Origin of the sequence: Eubacterium sp. BL-380-WT-2B, assembly GCF_009696115.1 — a bacterium.
Taxonomy (GTDB): domain Bacteria; phylum Bacillota; class Clostridia; order Eubacteriales; family Eubacteriaceae; genus Eubacterium; species Eubacterium callanderi.
Map to the genome: position 1 here is coordinate 340,770 of NZ_VUMP01000006.1, position 21,770 is coordinate 362,539.

The window sequence follows — 21,770 nt, forward strand, 5'->3', positions numbered from 1 at the left end:
TTTTGTTATTTTTCAAACATACTCATTTCAAAATCTCAATATCTTGTATCTATCCACATCATCAACAGTTTATCCACAATACCAGTGGATACATGTGAATATGTGGACAGCTTAGCTCCAGAAGGAAGTTTTGCCTTCCTGGTCAAAGCGTTTGACCATGGCGCTCAGCTTTTCCGCACTCTTGGGGAAGAGGCCTCCGCGGTTGCCTGCATAGTTTCTTACTGCATTGCCGGAACGGGTACCCGCACAGATTTTGAACAGATCGGTCAGAACAGACTCCACAGCGGAGCCGCCGCCCTGAATACGCGGCAGAATCTTCTGCAGGATGGCATGATCCAGCCCATCCTCCTGGCTCATGAGGCCGTACTCGGCATTGTAGAGCAGATAAAAACAGATTTCGTCACGCACCCGGTAACCAATCTGGGCGTTGGCCTTCATGAGAATACCATTCATCGCCTCAAGCAGCGTGACAACCTCCTGAATCATGTCCCGCTGGCGGGTACAGTTAGCCAGAACCAGAACATCACTTTTTAAAAACCTGTTGCCCAGATGGATTGGCTCTGGCATGGTGCGCGGCGGGCTCTGCAGATGCAGGCTCACCTGTCCAATCTCGATAAGGCTCGCCCGGTCCAGAACCTTGCGGCTCAGTGAAAAAGCTGTTTCCTCACTGCTGACAGTACCGATGATATAGAGGTTTTCCGGCAGGTAAAGCTCGCCGTAGCGTTCCCTTGCCAGCTCGTCACGGCCAAAAGCCTCATCTCCCAGCAGCGGGTCCGTTACGGTGCGGCCTTCCCGGTCACGCCGGGTCTCCATGACAGATAAAATCTCACTGAAATAGTATTCGACCCGGGCCAGATTCATCTCATCCAGACACAGGAAATAGGGCTTTCTGGGATTGTCCACTGCTTCTTTTATAAAGTCATTGAGAGCGCCCGGGACAAAGCGTCCAGAGGAATCCAGATAGCCGAGCAGACCTCTGGAGTCCTTCCAGTCTGGACGGACTGGTACCTGTTTGTATCGGCCGTTTTCTGTGTTGGCTCCCATGGCCTCAGCGAACAAGCGTGCCAGGCTGGATTTGCCAATACCCGCGATACCGGTCAGGATAACAAAGGGCTTGGCCTTTAGACAGAGATAGAGGTTTTCCACAATACCCGGTGTACATGTAAAGCCGTGGGCGGTAATGTAGCCCCCAACTTGACGGAGGGTTCCAGGAATGTCCACCGGTTCTTCCACCAGATTTTCGACCCGCTCCAGGATGCGTTCCACTGCGTTGACCTCCTCAGTCTCAGCGGAGGATTCCTCCATAACACGCTTAGTTTCCAGATAAGCTGCCTCGCTGATGCTGCGGGCAGTCTTTTGGGGCGCTTCATTGGATACCTCGGCCATCGGCTGTTCTGCCACAGAGGCAGGCTCAGGCTGATCCGGCTCAGGAGCAGACGCCATGTGCTCGGGCTTGGTTTCGGCCGCAGGTTCTACCGCTTCTTCTACCGGCTCCCATTCAATGATTTCAGGCTCACTGCGCTCCTCATTCTCAGGTTCAATAATCTCGGCTGCCTCCATTTCATGAACTTCAGCTTCAGCTTCGGTTAGCGGTTCTTCGGCGGCCCCATCAATCTCTGAGACTTCCTCATCATGCACTTCAGGAGCTTCGGGTTCCTCTGGTTCTTCTTCCTCAGGGTAAAGGTTCAGAATACAGCGCTCGTAATAATCGTTGTAAACCTCCAGCATTTCCTGAAGGTCCTGCTCCAATTGTGTGTCCCCAGGCACCATGCGGTCGTATTCTCTGTAAAAGATCACGCTTTCACGAAAGCGGTCGTCATACAGGTCCACGTCTTTGCTGCCTGTATCAAAGCCTCTGGGGTCCACTCTTCTCTGGATTTCCGCCACCAATGGACGCAGTGCAGCTGCCACAACAGGCTTCACATCCTCCTGTCCGGTTTTCAGCGCTTCCTCCTCAATTTCTTTAAAACCGTGGAACAGGGTCAGATACAGCTTCTGGGTATCCTTGTTGAGCAGGTATTGCACAAAGACGCCGGTATTCGGCACCCTGGTGATGCTGCGGTCAAGTATTGCTACCCAGGGAATCTCGGTCCACTCCTCCACCCCTGCAAACCCTGTGACCTTATAGCGGTCGCCGTCCACAAATTTCAGAGCTTCAATGCAGCCGGGGATACCGTCAGTCAAGATGTCTTTAAAGGAGTAACGGAAATCTCTGGTAAAATAATGACCATACTCGTCCATCAGACTGGTCAGATTTTCCTGAAGACCGGGACCGTCCATACGCTCAAAGTAGTGCTCAATTTTCTGATCCAGAAGCTCGATGATCAGCCGTTTATCGTCAGTGCTCAGCTCGTCCAGCATGGAGACCTCAAGAGCAAAGTAGAAATGCTCATCAATGGTTTCCATGACCAGAAAGCCCTTTTCTGCCATGAGCGCGTAAGGGCCATCCATTAAAAAGGCCAGTACGTCATCCAGTCCTGCTTCTTTCACGTTTTCGATGGTCTTATCCGCGTTTTTATCCTGGGACTTACCCTGTGTCTCCCGGGCCTCGTAAAACTTTTTGACACCGGCAGACACCATAAACACATCGGCCTTGCCGCGGTTGTCCGCCTGCTCCAGATAGTTTTTTAAGAAGACCATCTCGTAGGAGCTTTTAAAGGAAACCACTGTTTTACCGGGTCCCAGATAATCGAAAAGCTCCTGTTTTTTTGTCAGCGCTTCATCGGTGGGCAGAATCATTTTGACCAGAAATTCGTCAGCCTCAAGTTTTTCAAACAGAAGAATCGGCCGCTCCTCCATCTGATTTTCGGTCATATTGGCAAAAAAATTTTCATAATCAGGAAACAGGCCAATAAATTTGCTGCTCAGGGCTTTGCTCCAGGTCAACTTAATGTTGTTCACACTGTTTTCGCCAAAGCCGCACTCAATATAGGAGGGAAACTCTCGTCCCTCAAACAGGAAAACAACCCGTGTTTCCCCGCTTTCCGCGCCAAAAAATTTGTTCAGCTCCGCCGGAATTGTCATACCGCCGTCTCTGAATACAAACTGGTCGGTAATAAAGGTTACCGTATAATCATTCAGCATTTTCCACGCATCGTTGGGTCCGAAATTTCGCTCTATCATTTATGAATCACCTCGTTGATTTGGTTATCGTTTTGTTTTTCCTTACAAGTACTATTGTAACATTTCTATCCTTAAAGGGATATTCAATATTTTTACCTTTAAAGATAAAATCCCACGGTTCGGGTTCTCACATGTTTACTTTACTTCTGATGAAAACAGTCCCATGACTTTTAAATAAAATTATCAAAGCTGTTGCTGTAGACCTTCAGAAAGTCATAAAGCTCATGATCCCCATCCATCTCACCCCAGACCTTCGGGGCAGCAGTCCAAAATTCCTCCTGGAAGCGTTTCCAATTTTTCGGTCCGAAGAAAACCGGTCCTAAGTGCAGGCCTATCCTGATAAAGTAGAGGCGATGATCCCTCTTAAAGGCATTGATCGCACGGTGGGGATCCTCAAAAACAGGCTTTCCCTCAGCGTTCAGGCCCACAGTGTAATCCCCTGTATTGGGAATGTGGTATCTCCATTCGCTGGCTGCTCCCAGTGGTGAGACGACCTTTGCTTTTTCCGGGTTCAGATAGCGGTCATCATCGCCAAACAGCTGAATTCCGACCCAGGCAGCTGCATAAAAAAATATGACGGCTGCAAGCAATGCGCCGGCCCCTCTTAAAATCAGCTGACCTCTTTTCATTTAATCTCCCTCCCAGCTTCGTTTATAAAAGCCTCTCATGTTAAACCATCCGTTTAATTGATTTTAACACAGCCTTTGTTATTTGCATAGGTCTGCTTTAAATTATACTTCGGGCTTAAGAAACAAAAAAGAAAGAGCGGTATGCCGTAAGTGCCGCTCCTTCTATCTGATTTTAGTTTACTTAAAGATCCCGGAGGATTTCCAGAATATTCTTTTTTTCTTTTCCAAAACCTGGGTCTGTGAGCTGATCCAGAGGGTCTTTTTTTTCAAGCGCTCGCTCAATATCTTTAACAATATGGCCTGGCCGTTTGCTGAAAACTAGTATCCGATGCCCCAGAACCAAAGCCTCCTCGACGTCATGGGTAACAAAGAGCACAGTAGGCCGCAGATCCCGCCAGACTGATAATACCAATTCCTGCATCTTCGGCCGCAGCTGGGCGTCCAGCCCGGAAAAGGGCTCATCCATGAGCAGGCACTGGGGTTCCATAACCAGCAGCCGTGCAAGAGCTGCTCGCTGCTGCATACCGCCCGACAGGGCGCCAGGGTAGTAGTCCTTGAAATCAGCGAGGCCTGTGAGAGCCATAAAACGGTTTACCCGATCCTGCTGCTCCTTTCCCCGCACACCTGCCTGCCTGAGGCCAAAGGCCACATTACCCGCGACAGTAAGCCAGTCAAACAGGACTGGCGTTTGGAACATCATACCACGCTCCACACCCGGGCCAGTCACAGGACTTTCGTTAAAGCATACTGATCCCATCACTGGCTTTTCAAAACCAGCGGCCAGCTTCAAAAGTGTTGACTTTCCGCAGCCGCTGGGCCCCAGCAGTACTGTAATCCTGCCCGGCTCAGTCTTGAAGCTCACATCCTTTAAAACCTCCAGGCCGCCGTAGCCATGGAATATATTTTTAAATGCCAGACTCATTTCCCCTGCCTCCCCGTGGATAGATTCTCCTGCATACAGCCACCAGCAAAAAATCCGTCACCTTTGCGGCCACAGCGATAACAATCATGGCGGTTAGAACCATTTCTACATGGCCGAGCATCCGGGCATCGCTCATGATCGCGCCCAGTCCCTTTGTGACCCCGGTGACCTCACCCAGCACCAGGTAAGCCCAGGCAACGCCAAGTCCAAGCCGAAGCCCCACTGCCGCCTGAGGAAAAGCCGCCGGAAAAACAATGGCACGGAAAAGCCCGAAGCCTTGCGCACCCAGCATCTGCCCAGCCTGAATATACATCTCAGGAATAGCCGCCGCCCCAGCAGCAGTATTGACATAAACAGGAAAAAAAGCTGCCAGCGACATGAGGAAAAGGGTATTTCCCTCGCCTACCCCAAACCAGACAATGGCTATGGGCAGCCAGCCAATACCGGGCACCGCCTTGATCAGATGGATCACCGGGTCAAAAAGACGTTTTAGCACAGGTATACGGCCAGTCAGAAACCCCATAATCATGCCCAGGCTCCCGGCAATGAAAAAACCAGACAGCACTCGAAGCAGGCTGATGCCCAGATTTTCCCACAGAGCCCCGGAATAAGGAGTGACGCCCAGACCGCCAGAAGCAAAATCTGCCAGCACCCGAACGAGCTCCACAGGAGACGGCAACTTATAAGCTGGGATCTGCCCGGAAGCAGACAGCCAGAGCCAGACCAGCACCACCAGTGCCGGGACAATCCACCCCACCGGGTCCACCCGCTTTAAAATGTTCCGAAACCTTTCCATGTGGCTCCCTAACGCCGCTTAGCGGCCTGTTCCAGAAAACTGAGGTCAAAAATGGCGTCAATATCCGGCACTGTGTCGATCATGCCCAGCTCTTTCATGCGGTCCGCCAGATTTCTGGTATTCTGGATGAAGGTATCGTCAATGTCCGAACAGAGCTCAATATTATCTGCTGAGATTTCCAGTAAAGCCTTGTCTGTGCCAAATTCTGCTGATTTATTTAACCATTTCTCCCGATCTTCGTTCAGCATCCTGGTAGCGTCCACATGGGCATTCACTAAATCCTGAACCATTTCCGGTTTGTTTTTAATGGTGTCCTCAGTAACAATCATAGCCGCGTTGATGGTTCCAACGCTGTCATCAAAATAGGGATAGCTAAGAATGCGTCCATACCCCTCCTGAACAGCCTGAGACGGGTAAGGCTCGCCGCTTAAAAAAGCATCAATATCCCCATTTACCAAAGCCTGCCCCATATCGAAAAAGTCGATGCGCTTAAGCTCCACATCGGTGTCTGGGTTGATGCCATTGCGCTTAAGCACCTCCAGCAGCAGGGCATGGTGCATAGTGCCAGGCACATAGGCAATGCGCTTGCCCTTCAGGTCAGCCTCACTCTGGATACCAGAGTCCTTGTCCACTACCAATGCCGAGCATTTATTGCACAGGCTTGTGACAATTTTGACCGGCTCCCCCTTGGAGGCTGCCGTAATGGCAGTAACCAGTGTGGTGCCGCACATATCCAGGCTGCCTGCCAGCAGCGCGGTTTTCTGGTCACCTGGGTTGGTAAATGGCAAAACCTCAACGCTTTCCGGCATAAATTCATCGTAAAAATAAGGCGTGATGGTCTGGGCTGTTTTCCAAGTTCCCACTGTTACCTTCTCACTTTTTGCCGCTGTATCTTCTCCTGGGCTGCCACAGCCAGCAAGCAGTCCCGCAGCCATCACCACCGCCAGAGCCATCGCCATATATTTTTTAATTTTCATTTCATTCTCCTTTTTCACTGCATTTCTGGTCCGGCATACAGGGTATAGCCAGCCTGCTCAAACCATTCACCTGCTGTCTTTGCGTCAAACTGATTCCATTTTTCCTTTGGCAGACAGCAGCTGTCCCGAGGGATAGATCCTGTTTCCACCACAGCCACATTGGCGCCAAAGCACATGGCCTTTGGCGTTGCCGGATGCACGCAGATATCCGGCACACGGCTGCCGCCAGCCAGACGCGTGACGGCTATAATCTGGGCCAGGCGGTTTTCAGTTATCTGCGGGTGCACACCAAGAGGAGTTCCTGGCACCGGTACACGGGCCATACCGCCAGTCACGATGGCCTGGTGCTCAATGGCGCACAGACAGATGTCTGCGATTTCCTCATTGCTGTGCTCAATGCCGATGGGCTCAACCAGAAAAACCAGCTTCAGAGGGGAATCCTTGACGGCCCGCAGTGTTTTCAGACGCTCATCTGGCCTAAACCGGGTATCCCTGCCTTCCCTAAGCCGTAGAGAATGATATACAAAGTCCACACCGGCGCGGTAAAGGGAATTGGCTTTTTCCAGATCAAACTCACCCACGTTCAGGCCGATTTCATAGCGGCCTGGCACAGCCCTTCGGATCTTTCCAATAAGCTCTGAAAGTACCTCCAGACTGTAAAATTCTGTAGTCCTGAGGACGATCCAACGCACTTTGTTTTCCGCATAATCCCGAACGTTCTCAATAATTTCCGTTTCCGAAAAGTCCCGCTCACGGTCTGGCTCCACAATCCCCCAGCCTTCACCCAGAGAACAAAAGTCACAATTCATGGGGCATGCCTTATAGTCAACTCCCATAGCGCCCCAGAGGTAGGCTCTGTCACCAGTCACTCGCGAAGCCACTCGGCGGCCCGCCTGTCCCAGGCGATCACAGGCCTCCGAATCCGGATCAATGGCCAGCAAACGGATCAGTTCTGCCCGTTCCAATTCCTTCCCCTCTAGCACATTTCTTTCAGCCCTTTCAATAAAGGCAAACAGCTCTTCTTTTTCCTGCATTTCATTTCCTTTCACACATATCTCTTTGTTCTTCTATTAGACTTTGTCATATAGATGTCAAGATGTAGTATAACGTGTTTTAAAGCGTTTGTCCAGATGATTTTGTGCTGCTGTCGGCTTCTAAACTAAAAAATCCCGGAACCATCTGGTCCGGGATTTCAATACCTCTTTATTTTTTAATCATATCTGTGGCCTTTTGAGAACCTTCCAGCATCAGGCTGGAGGCTTCCATAGCCATCGCATCAGCCTCTCCCGCCTTGTCAACAAGGGCATTCAAGCCTGCCTCATCAATATTATTGGGATCAATGGGGGCTTTGAAGCATTCCTTATAAAGGGCAATGGCGGACAGCATTTTATCCGATGCACCTTTAAAGCTGGACTGAATGTCTTCCATTTTCTTCGGGGCTTTTAAAGACCCCAGTTTAGTCCAACTGGCTTCCATCTCGGAAAGCTTCGACTGCACACTGTTGATCCAGTCCTGGCTTTCATAATCTGCTCCGTTTAAAAGCTTCTGCCAATCCGTGTTCTCCTGGGAAATTTCAGTCGCCAGATCGGTAAACTCTTCGGCATAAGCCTGGGTCCCATCATCGCCACAGCCGGTAATGGACAGCATCAGGCATAAAACGACCAGCCAAACCCCCAATAATTTCATTTGCTTTTTCACTTTTTTCTCCTCTCATCGTAAATGTTTACAACCATTTTAACATATTTTCAAAGCTAATAAAAGGCGACTTTGAATCACTTTTGACAAAATATCCTCTTGTCTTTTCCCTCCTTTTGAGCTATTCTAATGGCAAGGCTTACATAACAGGAGGACTTTATCATGTCCAATATTTTTGATTACCTTGACTGGCGAGGAGATCTCACCCTGGACCAGTCTCCCTTTAACGCGGTAGATAATCTGATTCTCAGCTGTGTTTCCTATATCCGCTTCGAGGGCATTGTTCCAAACAGCACCGTGGCTGTCAGTATTACCAAGGCCTTTGCCCGCTTTTCGGCACTGCCTGAGGAGGAACAGAAGCTGCGCCTGCGGGTGGATGAGGATGGACACCTTTTAAGGAAACTGGCGCAAAGCCGCCGTTTTTCAGATATGGGGCTTTGCCTTTACGATGACCAGCTGGACCCCATTCTGGAAAAGCAGTTTTGTGGGCTCACCATTCTGACCGGTGACGGACTGGCCTTCATTGCCTATCGGGGCACAGACAACACCCTTGTCGGCTGGAAAGAAGACTTTAACATGAGCTTTAAAACCTGTATTCCCTCCCAGACTGAAGCCGCCGAATATCTGAAGCATGCTGCCGGAAGCCTTGGCGCCATTCGCCTGCGTGTGGGTGGTCACTCGAAGGGCGGTAACCTGGCAGTATATGCCGGCATTCACTGCGGGGCTTACCTCAATCGTATTGAGGCGATTTACAGCAACGACGGTCCCGGCTTTCCCGCCGAGGTACTGGAAAGCTCATCCTATCAGGCGGTAAGCGGCCGCATTTGTACCTTCGTGCCTCAGACCTCCATTGTGGGCATGCTCCTTGAGCACGCGGAGGACTACACCGTGGTACACAGCAAACAGATTGGCATTGCCCAGCATGACCCCTACTCCTGGGAAATTCTGGGACCTGATTTCGTCTGTCTGGAATCGGTGACTGCCGGCTGCCGTTTTATGGACGAAACCGTCAAGGTGTGGGTCGATGACATGTCTCCTGAGGAGCGCGAACAGTTTATCGATACCTTTTATGACATCCTGTCTGTGACACAGGCTCAGACCGTCAGTGATCTGGCGCACTTTTCCCTGAAAAATGCCCGTGCCATCAAGCAAACCCTTGAAAATACCGACCCCAAAACAAAAAAAATGATGACTGAAGCCATTTCCAAGCTCCTGGACGCCGCCAAAGATTCCTTTCATACCCTGCTGCCGCACAAAAAAGCCTCAGAATAAAATCTGGGGCTTCTTCATTATACCGCTTCACGCCACTGGCCAATCAAGCGCCTGCCGCAAAAGATCATGATAATCTCTCCAGACTGCCTCCCAGACACTTTTTTCACCATAAGCGATGTCGTCGAGCTGACGGACAGGCAGCATCCCCATCAGAGCGTTGGTGACAAAGGCTTCATCAAACTCACCAATCTCCTCCGGAAAAATCACTCTTTCTTCCACATCGTAGCGGTTAATCAGGTAATCTCGGACTGTACCCGGCAGCAGACCGCAGGACAGAGAGGGCGTAATCAGCCGCCCTTTTTTTACAAAAAAAAGATTGGTTACCGCTCCCTCTGTCAGCTGACCTCTGGTGTTTAAAAATACTGGCTCATCAAAGCCCTGGGCAGCCGCCCGTCTTTTTTCAAGAATGTTTTCCCCATAGCAGAGCGTCTTGTGCCATGTCAAAGGCGAGGTTTCATTGCGCCGCACCGGACTGGTTCTCAGCACAAAGCCACGCTCATAATCCGCCGGGGTATAAGGGTTTTCCCGGCAGGACCACAGACAATTCTCCTGGGAAACCATAATCTTGAGCACCCCGTTCTTCACGCAATGTTTTTTTAGAATTTCGTCCACCCATTCCGCGGTCACAGGGTCTGGTATTCCAAAAAAATCCAAAGCTTCTCTTAACCGTTTCAGATGTGGCTCTAAAAACACAGGCTGCCCGTACATTACCGCGATGGTTTCAAAGGCTCCCAGTCCAAAACAGAAGCCATCGTCCAAAATCAGCTCCTGCGCGCTCATCGCATGGCCTCCAGAAGCGCCCTGGCCTTTTGCTCTGTTTCCTCATACTCAAATTCCAGATCCGACTCGCAGGTAATACCGCCGCCCACGCCCAGAGTGTAGCAGCCGTTCTGGTAAAGCGCGGTGCGGATCACAATGTTCAGATCACAGCTCCCATCCAAACCAAGATAGCCCATGGAACCCGTATACAGCCCCCTGCGGCTTTGCTCCAGCTCGTCGATAATTTCCATGGCTCGTATTTTAGGTGCTCCGGTAATCGACCCGCCAGGGAAAGCGGCGCGCAGCAGGTCAGGGGCTGTCAGGCCGCTTTGCATTTTTCCGACAATATTGGAAACCAGGTGAAAGACTGTTGCGTAAGTTTCCACGTCAAACAGGCTGGTGACCTTTACGCTCCCCGGCTCACAGACCCGGTTGAGATCATTGCGCTCCAAATCAACGATCATAAGCAGCTCGCTCTTATCCTTCCCGGATTCCTGAAGCTCCTTTTTCAGAACCGCGTCCTCTTCCGGCGTTTCGCCCCGGCGGCGTGTGCCCTTGATAGGCCGTGTTTCTACCAGACCGTTTTTCATGTGCAGAAATCGTTCTGGCGAGGCACTAATGATCTGAAAATCCCCATAGTTAAAATAGCCGCCAAAGGGTGAAGGATTATTCTCACGCAGGCTTTTAAACATGGCGTAGGGAGGCTTCCCGCTGTAGGCCATAATACGCCTGGTCATATTCGCGATATAAATATCACCTTCCACAATATAGTCGATCATCCGGTCAATGGCTTTTTTATAAGCCTCTTTCTCAAAATCCGAGGCAATTTTCACGGGGTATTCTTCCCATTTTCCAGTCTCTTTACCGGGCCTAAAGGCAGTAATTTCGCTTTTTAATGTGTCCAGAGCTACTTCAGGCTCTGCCAGCATACCGCTGGCTGTCAGGTACAGCCTTTTTTCATGCCGGTCCTCAATGATGAGATTGTCATAAAAATTTAAAATACAGTCCGGAATCTCCTGACCCCTGGCATGGCGGGTCTTTATCCGCTCAAAGCACCGGCCGTAGTCATAGGTAAAGTAGCCAATAGCGCCCGAAATCATAGGCAGTACGGTATCGTTCTTTTCATAATGCGCTGCCATATACGCGCCCAGAACTTCCTCCAGGCTGCCTTCAGACGGACTGCCGTCCACAAACAGAGAGCCGTCCTTTACTTCTAGAGTTTTATAGGGATTCAGCCCGATCATGGAGAAACGCCCCATTTCATTGACCAGGGAGGAATCCAGTAAAACAGCGCCGGGAAGGCTGCAGTAAAGGTCAAAAAGCTCAGCTGCGCCATACTTAAGAGGCCATTCGACAATCTGTGTTTTCATTTTGACTCCACCACTCCTCACATAACCGAATAAAATTGCTCAACACCGCATGCCCCGCTTCAGTCAACACTGCCTCGGGATGGAACTGGATACCGTAAACCGGGTAATTCCTGTGGGAAAGCGCCATAATTGCGCCGTCCTCAGACCGCGCGTCAATGAGCAGAATCTCCGGCAGGCTGTTTTCAGCCACCACCAGTGAGTGGTAACGGGTGACAGGCATCTCCTGCCTGAGCCCCTCAAACAGGTTTCTGCCTTTATGAAATACTGGCGTTATCTTGCCGTGCATGGGTCTTTCACCTTTTTTCACCACTGCTCCAAAAACATGGCCGATAATCTGGTGCCCCAGGCAGACCCCCAGAATCGGCACTCTGCCGGTAAAAGCGCGCACGACTTCGGCAGATTTACCGCAGTCCTCCGGATTTTTGGGACCCGGAGAAATAATGATTCCCTGAATATCCCCACGTTCAAGCAGCGCATGAATGTCTACCGCATCATTGCGGATTACCTCTATCTCCTGTCCCAGCTCTTTAAAATAAGCATCGAGATTATAAACAAAGGAATCGTAATTGTCAATCATGATATACATTTGTGGTCCTCCCTGTAAATTTGGTGCACAAAAAAAGCCAAAAACAGGCGCGCCCTCAGCACGTCTGTTTTTGGCAGTCTTCTTTTCATTGAAAAGGCACACCCTATTTGGTTGACTGCTTTTATCTTAACTGATTTTCACTCAAAACTCAAGGATATTTTTCAAAAAAAGGGAAACGGCACCGTGATGATTAAAAACGGCGCCGCTTTCCAAATATATTTTAATTTAATAGAGGGAGCGATTTAGAGGTTTTCTTTAAAGAATGCTTCTAATTCAACAATAGCGGTATCTTCGTCAGGACCGTCTGCCTGTACAGTGATGGTTTCACCGTTTTTAGCACCTAAACCCATAACGCTTAACATGCTCTTACCATTACCGGTTTTGCCATCCTTCACAAGACTGATTTCAGATGCGTATGGCTGGGTTTTTTTAACAAGTAAGCCTGCTGGTCTTGCGTGAATACCTGCTGGGTCCGTAATTGTGTAATTAAATTCTTTCATTTTAAGTTCTCCTTTGGACTATAAAAATTTCTAGTATTATATTAACATTTTTACCCAAACTTGCATAGCAAATCTTGTCTATTTTCTAAAAATTTTTATATTTATACTAATCTGGCATAAATATTGCTATAAAATGATTATGCCGCTTCTTTCTTTAATGGTTTTTTCAAAATTGCCAGCAAAATCATGCCGACAACGGAGCCGATCAACAGCGATACAACATAGAACAGCGGGTTGCCCACAACCGGGAATACAAACACACCGCCGTGGGGCGCCATCAATGTACAGCCAAAGAGCATTGAGAGGCCGCCGGCCACCGCCGAGCCCACAACACAGGATGGAATAACGCGGATAGGGTCTGCTGCCGCGAAGGGGATCGCCCCTTCTGTGATAAAGCACAGTCCCATAATATAGTTGGTAAGGGCTGACTGACGTTCCTTCTGTGTAAAGCGGTTCTTAAAGAAAGTAGCACACAGGGCAATGGCAATTGGGGGCACCATGCCGCCGATCATAACCGCCGCCATGATGTCATACTGTCCAGAGCTGATGGCTGCCGTACCAAATACATAGGCCGCTTTATTGAATGGGCCGCCCATGTCAATGGCCATCATACCGCCCAGAATAATACCAAGGATAACCTTGGAGCTTTCGCCCATGCTGTTTAAGCCGTTGGTCATGGCTGTATTCAGCGCTGCGACTGGCGGGTTGATGATGAACACCATCAGCGCGCCCATGATCAGGAGGCCAAAAAAAGGATACAGAAGCGTTGGCTTGATTCCTTCCAGGGCATCGGGCAATTTATCAAACAGCTTCCGCAGTCCCAGCACCAGATAACCGGCCAGGAAGCCTGCGACCAGCGCGCCAAGGAAACCGGAGGTCCCGCCAGTGGTAATGGTCATGGTGCCGTCCACCATGCCCAGGATATAGCCCTGGCTGGCGATGTAGCCGCCTACAAAACCAACGGCCAGGCCCGGACGGTCCGCGATGCTCATGGCAATATAGCCTGCCAGAATCGGGAGCATGAAACCAAAAGCCGCGCCACCGATGGTCTTTAAGAATGCCGCGAAGGGGGTGTTCATCCCAAAGTTGGCTGGGTCGATGGCGTAATCGTCAAAGAGGAAGGCCAGGGCGATCAGGATACCGCCGCCGATAACAAAAGGCAGCATATGGGAAACGCCATTCATTAAATCTTTGTAGATCTTGCGGCCAATGCTCTGCTTTTCGCCGCTGTCAGCAGTATTTTCTTCCTTGCTGTCCGCATGGTAAATAGGGGCTCTGCCCTCCAGCGCATGGCTGATCAGCTCCTCAGGCTTATGGATGCCGTCGGCCACCTTCGTCTGTATGACCGGCTTGCCGTCAAAACGAGCCATGGGCACATTTTTATCCGCTGCCACGATAATGGCGTCGGCATTAGCGATTTCAGCTCGGGTCAGTTCATTCTTGACCCCGCCGGAGCCGTCTGTTTCAACCTTGATACTGACGCCCATGTCCTTGGCTTTACCCTCCAGGGCTTCAGCAGCCATGTAGGTATGAGCAATCCCGGTTGGGCAGGCAGTAACCGCCAATACCTTCGGATATCCAGTGTCCACCTCAGCAGCCGCTTCCCGCACTTTGGCTTCCTCTGTTTCTACCTTTTCCACAGCTTTTTCTGCCATATTTTCCTTTTCTTTTTTAGCGTCTTCTTCGCCAAATTTTTCAGTTTCTTTTTGGTCAATAAGCTTCAGGAATTCATCCTTATCTGTGGCATCTATAAGCTTTTGTCTGAAGTCCTCATCCATGAGCATCATGGATAAGCGGCTTAAAAGCTCGAGATGTGTATCATCGGAGTTGTCCGGCACAGCAATGGCAAAGAGCAGGTGGGCGGGCTGTCCGTCCATGGATTCATAGTCGGTGCCTTCCTTGCTCACCATGACCGCTAGTCCGGCTTCCTTCACAGCGCTTGTCTTGCCATGCGGGATGGCGATCCCTTCGCCGATTCCGGTTGTTCCCTGTTCCTCTCTGGCAACAACGGCTTTTTTGTAGCCTTCCTTGTCGTTAAGGTTTCCGGTCGCGTCCATGAGATCGACCAGATTATCAATGGTCTCGCTCTTGGATGCAGATTTTCCCTGAAGGTCAATGCCTTCTTTTTTCAGCAAATCTGTAATTCGCATTTCTTTTCCCCCTGGAATTAGATTTTATTTAAAAGGTCTGCGACCTCTTGTCTAGTTGCCAGCTCTTCCGAGAAGGCACTGGCGCTGCCGGCAGCCACGCCCATTTTAAAGGCGGCTGCCAGATCGCCGGATTCCAGGTAGCCTGCCAGAAAGCCTGCCACCATAGAATCGCCCGCACCCACGGAATTTTTAACCTCGCCGCTGGGTGCTGCGCTTTTATGCACACTGCCATCCTCGTTCAAAAAGATGGCTCCGTCGCCCGCCATGGAAACAAGCACGTTGCGCGCACCCATTTCCTGGAGCTTTTTTCCATATAAAATAATCTCATCATCGTTTTTAAGGGTAATCCCAAACATATCGCCAAGCTCATGATTGTTGGGCTTGATTAAAAACGGATGATATTTTAAGACCTTTTTCAACAGGTCTTTAGTAGCGTCCACCACAATATCAACACCTTGTTTTTCAAGGCGCGCCATGATACGCTCATAGGTATCTGACGGCATGGAACTGGGGATACTGCCTGCCAGCGCCAGCACATCACCTGCCTTCAGCCGGTCCAGCTGACCAAAAAGCTTTTCAAGAGCTTCCTCAGAAATCTGAGGCCCCTGGCCGTTGATCTCACTCTCCTCCTGGGACTTAAGCTTGACGTTGATTCGGGACAGACCGTTGTCGATTTCAATAAAATCAGAACTGCATCCAAAGTCCCGGACACGCTTCTCAATTTCTTTTCCGGTAAAACCAGCGATAAAGCCCAGGGCCACGTTGTCAAATCCGAGGTTTTTAAGCACAATGGAAACATTGATACCCTTGCCGCCCGGGAACAGCCGCTCTGAAGCGGTTCGGTTTACCTGACCGGTCTTAAAATTATCGACCTTTACAATGTAGTCCAGGGATGGATTAAAGGTCACTGTGTAGATCATTTTTATCTACCTCCATTATCTCTGTGAATTTCAGGTATTTATGATCCTGCAAATCTGTGGTGATGATCGTCGCGTTACCAATGCTGCCAAAGGTAACGGAAGAAATTTTATTAAATTTTGAAGGGTCACTCAAAACGTAAGCGTCCCGGCAGTTTTCAAAGGCTTCCTTCTTAACCAGGGCCTCATGAACATCCGGCGTAGTGTACCCTGCCGTGGGGCTGATGCCATTGGTTCCAAAAAAGCCAAGGGTAAAATTGTATTTTCTGAGGGCTTCCACTGTTTCCTCGCCCACCATGGCTTCAGTTGAAACCCGAAGGTGTCCACCTGGAATAAATACTTTATACCCCTTTTTAAGGAGTTTATTTGCGTGTCCGAGTCCATCGGTCACGTAAGTCGCCTCCTTTTCACTGATATAATCAATGAGAGCCTCTGTAGTTGTTCCCGCATCAATAAAAACAAAGTCACTTTTTTTAATGAGCGAAGCCGCGTACTTGCCGATACGCTTTTTTTCCTCACTGTACTGGCCATGTTTGTAAGCCACATCATCTTCACTTGTCGTATAGCTGTTATCAACGGCTGTAGCGCCTCCATGAACCTTATTGATAAGGCCCATCTCGTGCAGGGCGGTTAAGTCCCGCCGCACCGTTGATTCTGAGCTTCCAAGCAGCTCAGTCAGTTCCTGCACTGTCACTGCTTTTTTGCTCTCCACGGTTTTTAAAATAATGTTAAATCTTTCCTCTGTTAACATCTCTTTGACCTCCGCAACTGTATATTATCACCATCTTCAGTCAATGTCAAGCATAATCATTCAAAAAACTTCAAAATAATTCAAAAAAACCCTTGTTTTTCTCTTGAATATGATTAGTAATGACTGAATTTGACTGTTTAAGCCTACCACGCCCGGGTATAAAAGTCAACAAACCAGAAACGCTGGCAGCCGGACCGACGCCCGAGGTTGTTTTCAAAAAATAAAAAAGAACCAAACACGCGATTTGGTTCTTTTTTATCAGTGATATGCATATACTAAATTTTTTCGATCATGACATCAGACGTTGTCGCCGTCCTTGATGTCAAAATAATCTGGTAAAAATTGCTGAACGTCGTTAATGCGGATTTCAAAATGGGAGTGCGGTCCGGTTGAATTACCAGTGCTGCCCATCAACGCAATAACCTGACCCTTTTCGACCCGGTCACCAACGCTTACCTTAAATTCGGAGTTATGACCCATTCTCAGGACGGTTTTTCCATCGTCCATCATAATGTCAACGCATAATCCGTAACCGCCAAATTCACTTGCCCGGATGACTGTACCACTCTGCGGTGCGTAGATCAGCGTACCCATTGAGTTCGCGATATCCACTGCAAAGCAGCCTGCGTGGCTTCCTGGCTTATCTAAAGCGGAAATATTACCGACTGCCGGTAAAATAAAATTGCCTTTCTTTGAAGACATGGTTGGGTACTGCTTCGTTCCCTTTGAAACAATCTGAGCCACTGGCTCTTTTGCAACTGTTTCGGATAAGGTTGTTTCACTCACAACCTTGCCGTCTTCATAGACGGTTTCGACTTCCTTATCAAGTTCTCCGTTCACACCTTGCTGTGTAACTACAGTTTGATCAACATATATATTTGGATCTTCCTGCTCAACGGTCTGGAAAGGTATGTCTTCTTTTTTAGTTGATGTTTTAGTCAGATTAATTTTTAAGATACTGGAGCTTGTCTCAGTCTCATTATTCTGGTTTTCTACATTCTCATTACTATTATTTTCAACGGTACCTTCAGCTGCTGGAGCTTCCTCTTGGGCTGGCTCATTGCTTTGGTCTCTTGCCACATCGGCTCCACCACGGCTTGCTACCTGGATTGGAGCGTTCGTACTCTCTTCACTCTTACTCGGATTAGTATTACCTGTTGCTAAAAGATTAGCGCACTCGTCCGGACTGTTTAAGTCCTCGAGCGGAAAATTCTTAGGCGTTTCTACAACGTCGCTCTGGATGTCGCATTTTACCAGCTTATCTGAATCTTGTACATTACCGATCTTATTAATTGCACCTGCAATACCGGCCTGTACCTGGTCAGATGAAGCCAGGTTCCCGACTTCCTGTCCGTCAACCTTCAATTGTACACCATGAACGCCGACCTGAAGATCCTGTGCGTTCAATGCATCAGTAAATTCTTCTTCTGAAAACATTGGTTTATTAAATGTGATGCTCTTTTTAATCTGTATATCATTGTAGACATATGCTGTTTCTATCGACGTTTTCGATCGCATATCCTGCTCTACCTGATCCAGACTCTGTGTAAACACAGCTGCATCTTTGGTATAGCCTAAAACCTCTCCGTCAACCATTACCTTGTAACCAAGACAGGTTGAAGAAAAGAATCCGAGAAGAAGCGCTACACAGAAACCTGTGAATACGACTTTTTCTCTTTTGCTCAAGTGCTTGGCGTAATGCGCAAGCTTCTTAAAAAACATTTGAAGCTTGCCACTTGAGCGATGGCTTTCGTTGCTAATGCCTAATCACCACCCTCCTATATAATTTTGACCAAATTGTAAAGTTATTTACAATTTAGATATATTTTAACATATCCTTTGGCACTTGCCAATACCTTAACCGAAATTACTTAATATTTTATGAAAAATTCATTAAAATATACGTATTTTAGGTTTAATCAAGGCGGTTCTCGCCCCTTTATCGGATATTTATTATTTTTTTCTTTACAACTAAAATTAAATTAAAGAGGAAAATATTGTTATAAGAAAACAAATTTACAAGAAGTCTCTTTTCAGGGCCGAATAAACCTTGACAAAATAAAATCAAAGGGATATGATAAGGATAACTTAATATTGTAAACATTATGTAAATGGGAAAAAGGTGAAAATCCTTTGCTGTAATCGCAGCTGTAATGCAATATGTCCTCTTAATATACCACTGTCCTCAGGATGGGAAGGTTGGGGGAATGCCATTGTAGAGCCAGAAGACCGGCATAATGTTTTCTTAAAACACTCCGATTTAGAGTTGTTTAAGAGATACGTTCTTTAATTGATTTCGTATTTTTTGCCTTCTCGAGCCGGAGAAGGCTTTTTTATTGTACTAAATGAAGGTGAGGTATTCCCATTGATCGAAATAAAAAAACAGGCAGAGGCTGCCAAAGAATTTAAAGGCGACACCGTCATCAAGAGCCTGATGACCCTCAAGCGCCAGCTTGAAGATAAACGTGAGCTGTTCGGTATTCATGAATATGCCTTTGCCAAAACCAGCGACCTGCTGTTTTCCATGGGCACAAGACTTTTGTGCGAGGGGAACCAGTGCGGTCATTACGGCGCCACCTGGGCCTGCCCGCCAGCGGTAGGCAGCTACAACAGCTGTGTTGCCAAATGCCGTTCCTACGAAAATGTCTGTTTGCTTTCAACCGTTACCGATTTAAAGGGCCAGTACGACTCCAGAGGCTGGCACCGGGCACGCATGGTCCACGAGGCCGCCACGGCAAAATCCGCCAGGCTTTTCAGAGCCCATTATCCAGGCGCGCTGGTGCTCTCTACAGAGGGTTGTATCATCTGCGACCAGTGCACCTACCCTGATGCCCCCTGCCGTTATCCCGACCAGATATTCCCTTCTGTGGAGGGCTACGGCATCGTGGTCATGGATCTGGCCAGCAAAACCGGCCTTTCCTATAATAATGGCCCCGAAACCGTCACCTATTTCAGCTTTGTGCTGTTTTAATCCCCATTCAGAAAGGAAAACCGCTATGAACCTGACCATTTCTTCCATTCCTTCTGCCGAGCTCTTGCCTCCCGCTTTCACTGTTTCCGATTTCCATACCCTCAAGGAAAAATACAGCGGCCTAAGAAAAAAGGCAGCCACAGCCTACTGCGCCCTGGATGGCGTCATCTCCCTCTTTCAGGCCATCGCCCAGGAAAAGGGGATTGACTTTAATCCTATGGTTTTCTACCCCATGTCCTCCTTTGTGAAAGAACGGGACATCTGCCGGTTGACAGAGATTCTGCTGGAAAGTGCCTTTTCTGCGGGAGAAAAAAGCGTGGACTTCAGCATCAATCTTTTTAACGCAGGCGTTATTTCCCTGTCCATCAAAACCAGACAGCCCTGCAGGCCCCTTTCTCAGTATACAGAGGAACTCCAGGCACTCACCGACGCCTATGAAGGTATCCGGGACACCCGCCGGATCGGCGGCCGGGAGCTCGCCTCCTTTATCCTGAGACGCAGCCCCGAAAAGAATGAGGGGTGTTTCGGAAGTGACCTGTTATACGTCCGTTTTTAAAATTTTTTCAGCGGTTTCCTCATCAATGATAAGGTGACGCGCGAACCCCGTATTCAGACAGCCGATGGCCGACCCTACATTCGCTCCCACAGGCACAATACCAACAAAATTCTTAATTTTAGAAAGCGGTGCCAGCGGAATCTGAATGGCAAAATCATCCTCCCCTTTAATCTGCTGGCCTTTCCAGTTAAAAAAGTAAGACAGAATATTAGAAGTGGCCCGCTCCGTAATCAGCCGCCGCCCAAAACGCAGGGCTGTGGCGTGGTCTGGTACACAGGGATATCCCCCTAGGGTCACTAAGGCTGTGTCTGTCTTTTTCCACAGGGCCAGAATGCTGTTGTAATTATCCGTCGTCACAAACAAATCCCGCTCCTGCTTCGTAGTCGGGAAAGCCGGTGAGATCAGAAAATCCGCCTCAAAGCCAGTTTTCCGTGCAAAATCTGTGGCCAGCTCATTGGGATGGTAGCCCTTGTGGGGCACTGTGGCAGTCCCGATCAAAGGACAGACCTTTCCGCTATACTGTTCAGTGAGCTCCCGGTTCGCTAAAATATCAATGATCCGGCTGATATTATACCCCCAGCCAAGTCCCAGGATACGGGTTTTTGGAAGAAGTTCCAGAAGAAAATCCACAGCTGCCTCATAGAGGCGTTCCTGAGTTTCATTTTTATCGTCCATACAGCTCACGACCTGGCAGCTTTTTAAGCCAAACCGGTTGCACATCTCCCGGCTTTTTCCAATGCTGGTGCTGTCAAAAGACTTAATCTCAATTTTAACAATTCCCTCCCTGCGAGCCTTGTTCAGCAGATTGCTGACCGAAGGCCTCGAGATACCCATAGACTTCGCAATCTCTGCCTGGGTCATATTCTCTTCATAATACATTTGCGCCGCGGTAATAAGGCGGATCAGTTCTTTCTCTTTCATGATGCTCTCCTTTACAAATGTCAACTGTTTTTTTCTAAAATATACTCTATTTTTTAACAAATGTCAATCCATTGCTTTTAAGGTTTAAAATCCAATCAACTTTACATTTGTCAGAAAATAGCCTTTTTTTTGCATTTTTATTGTATTTTTTAAAGTTTTTAAACTTTATTACGTTTTTTCGATTGACATATGTTAATTTCAATGCTATTCTGTAACCAAGTTGAAACCGATAACGGAGGTGAGAGTATGTCAGTAGAAACCTTAAAAATCAAAAACATGTTATTAACATCTGCTAATAAAATCATCAGCAACGTCGAAAACTTAACCAAACTGGACTGTGAGCTCGGCGATGGCGACCATGGAACCACCATGGAAAAGATCGCCAAAGAACTGATGACCGAAGTAGATGCCTGGAATGAAGAAACCGACCTCAAAGAAGCGCTAGAAGCTCTTAATGATACCCTGGAGGACATCAGCGGCGGCTCGGCGGCTCCTCTGTTTGGCTCCTTTGTCTGTGGAATGGCCGACACAGCGGATCCCAGACAGGATACCGAATCCTTCATTAAGACCATCCTTCTTGGCGCCTACGAAGAATTCTTCGATACATCCGGTGCAAAACCCGGCGGAAAATCTATGATGGACGCCATTTACCCGGCCACCGAGGTGATCAGAAACGCCGAAAAGATTAATCAGGAAGTTCTTAACCAGGCTGCCAAAGCTGCTCGCGAAGGGTCCGATGCAACCTCAGATATGCTGGGAAAATATGGGCGCGCCCGCTACATCGGCGACCGCGCCATCGGCCACACCGATCCCGGCTCTGTATCTTTTGCCCTGTTTTACGAAGGACTGGCAGAGGGCTACGCCCTTTAATCTGT

20 protein-coding genes and 1 riboswitch are annotated in these 21,770 nt (G+C 48.6%); of the genes, 4 read left to right on the top strand and 16 right to left on the bottom strand.

Going from position 1 to position 21,770, the window contains the following annotated elements; genetic code table 11:
* Positions 1-111: 111 nt before the first annotated feature.
* The 7 genes from FYJ53_RS13930 to FYJ53_RS13960 form a co-directional block, all read right to left on the bottom strand.
* Positions 112-3,123, bottom strand: coding sequence for an MrcB family domain-containing protein (locus tag FYJ53_RS13930; protein WP_148428693.1), 3,012 nt, complete (start codon positions 3,121-3,123; stop codon positions 112-114).
* A gap of 170 nt (positions 3,124-3,293) precedes the next feature.
* Entirely contained in the window at positions 3,294-3,752 is a 459-nt protein-coding gene (locus tag FYJ53_RS13935) for a hypothetical protein (protein WP_090413503.1), read from the bottom strand.
* Between the two features lie 181 nt (positions 3,753-3,933).
* Positions 3,934-4,674: an ABC transporter ATP-binding protein gene (locus FYJ53_RS13940; RefSeq protein ID WP_013379409.1), complete on the bottom strand. Its 741-nt coding sequence runs from the start codon at positions 4,672-4,674 to the stop codon at positions 3,934-3,936.
* Positions 4,658-5,470, bottom strand: coding sequence for an ABC transporter permease (locus FYJ53_RS13945; RefSeq protein WP_148428695.1), 813 nt, complete (start codon positions 5,468-5,470; stop codon positions 4,658-4,660). Before FYJ53_RS13945 ends, FYJ53_RS13940 begins: the two co-directional genes overlap by 17 nt.
* A gap of 8 nt (positions 5,471-5,478) precedes the next feature.
* Positions 5,479-6,447: an ABC transporter substrate-binding protein gene (locus tag FYJ53_RS13950; protein ID WP_090413500.1), complete on the bottom strand. Its 969-nt coding sequence runs from the start codon at positions 6,445-6,447 to the stop codon at positions 5,479-5,481.
* Positions 6,448-6,461: 14 nt separating this feature from the next.
* The gene (locus FYJ53_RS13955; protein ID WP_371720662.1) at positions 6,462-7,496 is read right to left on the bottom strand and encodes a radical SAM protein; all 1,035 of its coding nucleotides are present in this window, start codon (positions 7,494-7,496) and stop codon (positions 6,462-6,464) included.
* 154 nt (positions 7,497-7,650) lie between these two features.
* Positions 7,651-8,145 carry a hypothetical protein gene (locus FYJ53_RS13960; RefSeq protein ID WP_013379405.1) on the bottom strand — a complete coding sequence of 165 codons (495 nt, stop codon included), beginning with the start codon at positions 8,143-8,145 and terminating at the stop codon, positions 7,651-7,653.
* A 159-nt stretch (positions 8,146-8,304) separates the two neighbouring features.
* On the opposite strand from FYJ53_RS13960, the gene FYJ53_RS13965 reads away from it, so the two are divergent.
* A complete protein-coding gene (locus FYJ53_RS13965; RefSeq protein WP_148428697.1) occupies positions 8,305-9,414 on the top strand; it encodes an Mbeg1-like protein in 1,110 nt (369 codons plus the stop codon).
* 27 nt (positions 9,415-9,441) lie between these two features.
* On the opposite strand, the gene FYJ53_RS13970 is transcribed toward FYJ53_RS13965, so the two are convergent.
* From FYJ53_RS13970 to FYJ53_RS14005, 8 genes are all read right to left on the bottom strand, one after another.
* Complete coding sequence (locus FYJ53_RS13970) at positions 9,442-10,194, bottom strand: aminotransferase class IV (RefSeq protein ID WP_148428699.1); 753 nt, start codon at positions 10,192-10,194, stop codon at positions 9,442-9,444.
* A complete protein-coding gene (gene pabB / locus FYJ53_RS13975; RefSeq protein ID WP_013379402.1) occupies positions 10,191-11,543 on the bottom strand; it encodes an aminodeoxychorismate synthase component I in 1,353 nt (450 codons plus the stop codon). Before pabB ends, FYJ53_RS13970 begins: the two co-directional genes overlap by 4 nt.
* Positions 11,512-12,129 carry an aminodeoxychorismate/anthranilate synthase component II gene (locus FYJ53_RS13980; protein ID WP_013379401.1) on the bottom strand — a complete coding sequence of 206 codons (618 nt, stop codon included), beginning with the start codon at positions 12,127-12,129 and terminating at the stop codon, positions 11,512-11,514. The genes pabB and FYJ53_RS13980 overlap by 32 nt, the downstream gene beginning before the upstream one ends.
* Before the next feature lie 242 nt (positions 12,130-12,371).
* Positions 12,372-12,629: an HPr family phosphocarrier protein gene (locus FYJ53_RS13985; RefSeq protein ID WP_013379399.1), complete on the bottom strand. Its 258-nt coding sequence runs from the start codon at positions 12,627-12,629 to the stop codon at positions 12,372-12,374.
* A gap of 137 nt (positions 12,630-12,766) precedes the next feature.
* Positions 12,767-14,779: a fructose-specific PTS transporter subunit EIIC gene (locus FYJ53_RS13990; RefSeq protein WP_148428701.1), complete on the bottom strand. Its 2,013-nt coding sequence runs from the start codon at positions 14,777-14,779 to the stop codon at positions 12,767-12,769.
* A gap of 17 nt (positions 14,780-14,796) precedes the next feature.
* Positions 14,797-15,699, bottom strand: coding sequence for a 1-phosphofructokinase (gene pfkB, locus FYJ53_RS13995; RefSeq protein WP_090413485.1), 903 nt, complete (start codon positions 15,697-15,699; stop codon positions 14,797-14,799).
* Positions 15,677-16,447, bottom strand: coding sequence for a DeoR/GlpR family DNA-binding transcription regulator (locus tag FYJ53_RS14000; RefSeq protein WP_013379396.1), 771 nt, complete (start codon positions 16,445-16,447; stop codon positions 15,677-15,679). The genes pfkB and FYJ53_RS14000 overlap by 23 nt, the downstream gene beginning before the upstream one ends.
* A gap of 297 nt (positions 16,448-16,744) precedes the next feature.
* Positions 16,745-18,169: a peptidoglycan DD-metalloendopeptidase family protein gene (locus FYJ53_RS14005; protein ID WP_148428703.1), complete on the bottom strand. Its 1,425-nt coding sequence runs from the start codon at positions 18,167-18,169 to the stop codon at positions 16,745-16,747.
* Positions 18,170-18,524: 355 nt separating this feature from the next.
* A riboswitch (cobalamin riboswitch) is annotated at positions 18,525-18,700 on the top strand.
* Between the two features lie 112 nt (positions 18,701-18,812).
* On the opposite strand from FYJ53_RS14005, the gene FYJ53_RS14010 reads away from it, so the two are divergent.
* On the top strand, positions 18,813-19,418 hold the full coding sequence (locus FYJ53_RS14010) for a DUF2284 domain-containing protein (RefSeq protein ID WP_177190777.1): 606 nt from the start codon (positions 18,813-18,815) through the stop codon (positions 19,416-19,418).
* Positions 19,419-19,443: 25 nt separating this feature from the next.
* On the top strand, positions 19,444-19,974 hold the full coding sequence (locus tag FYJ53_RS14015) for a hypothetical protein (RefSeq protein WP_090413482.1): 531 nt from the start codon (positions 19,444-19,446) through the stop codon (positions 19,972-19,974).
* Here FYJ53_RS14015 and FYJ53_RS14020 read toward each other — a convergent pair.
* A complete protein-coding gene (locus FYJ53_RS14020; protein WP_148428705.1) occupies positions 19,957-20,895 on the bottom strand; it encodes a sugar-binding transcriptional regulator in 939 nt (312 codons plus the stop codon). The two genes, FYJ53_RS14015 and FYJ53_RS14020, sit on opposite strands and share 18 nt — an antisense overlap.
* Positions 20,896-21,141: 246 nt before the next feature.
* Between FYJ53_RS14020 and FYJ53_RS14025 the strand changes: the two genes are divergently transcribed.
* Positions 21,142-21,765, top strand: a complete 624-nt coding sequence (locus tag FYJ53_RS14025) for a dihydroxyacetone kinase subunit L (protein ID WP_187367933.1) — start codon at positions 21,142-21,144, stop codon at positions 21,763-21,765.
* Positions 21,766-21,770: the final 5 nt, after the last annotated feature.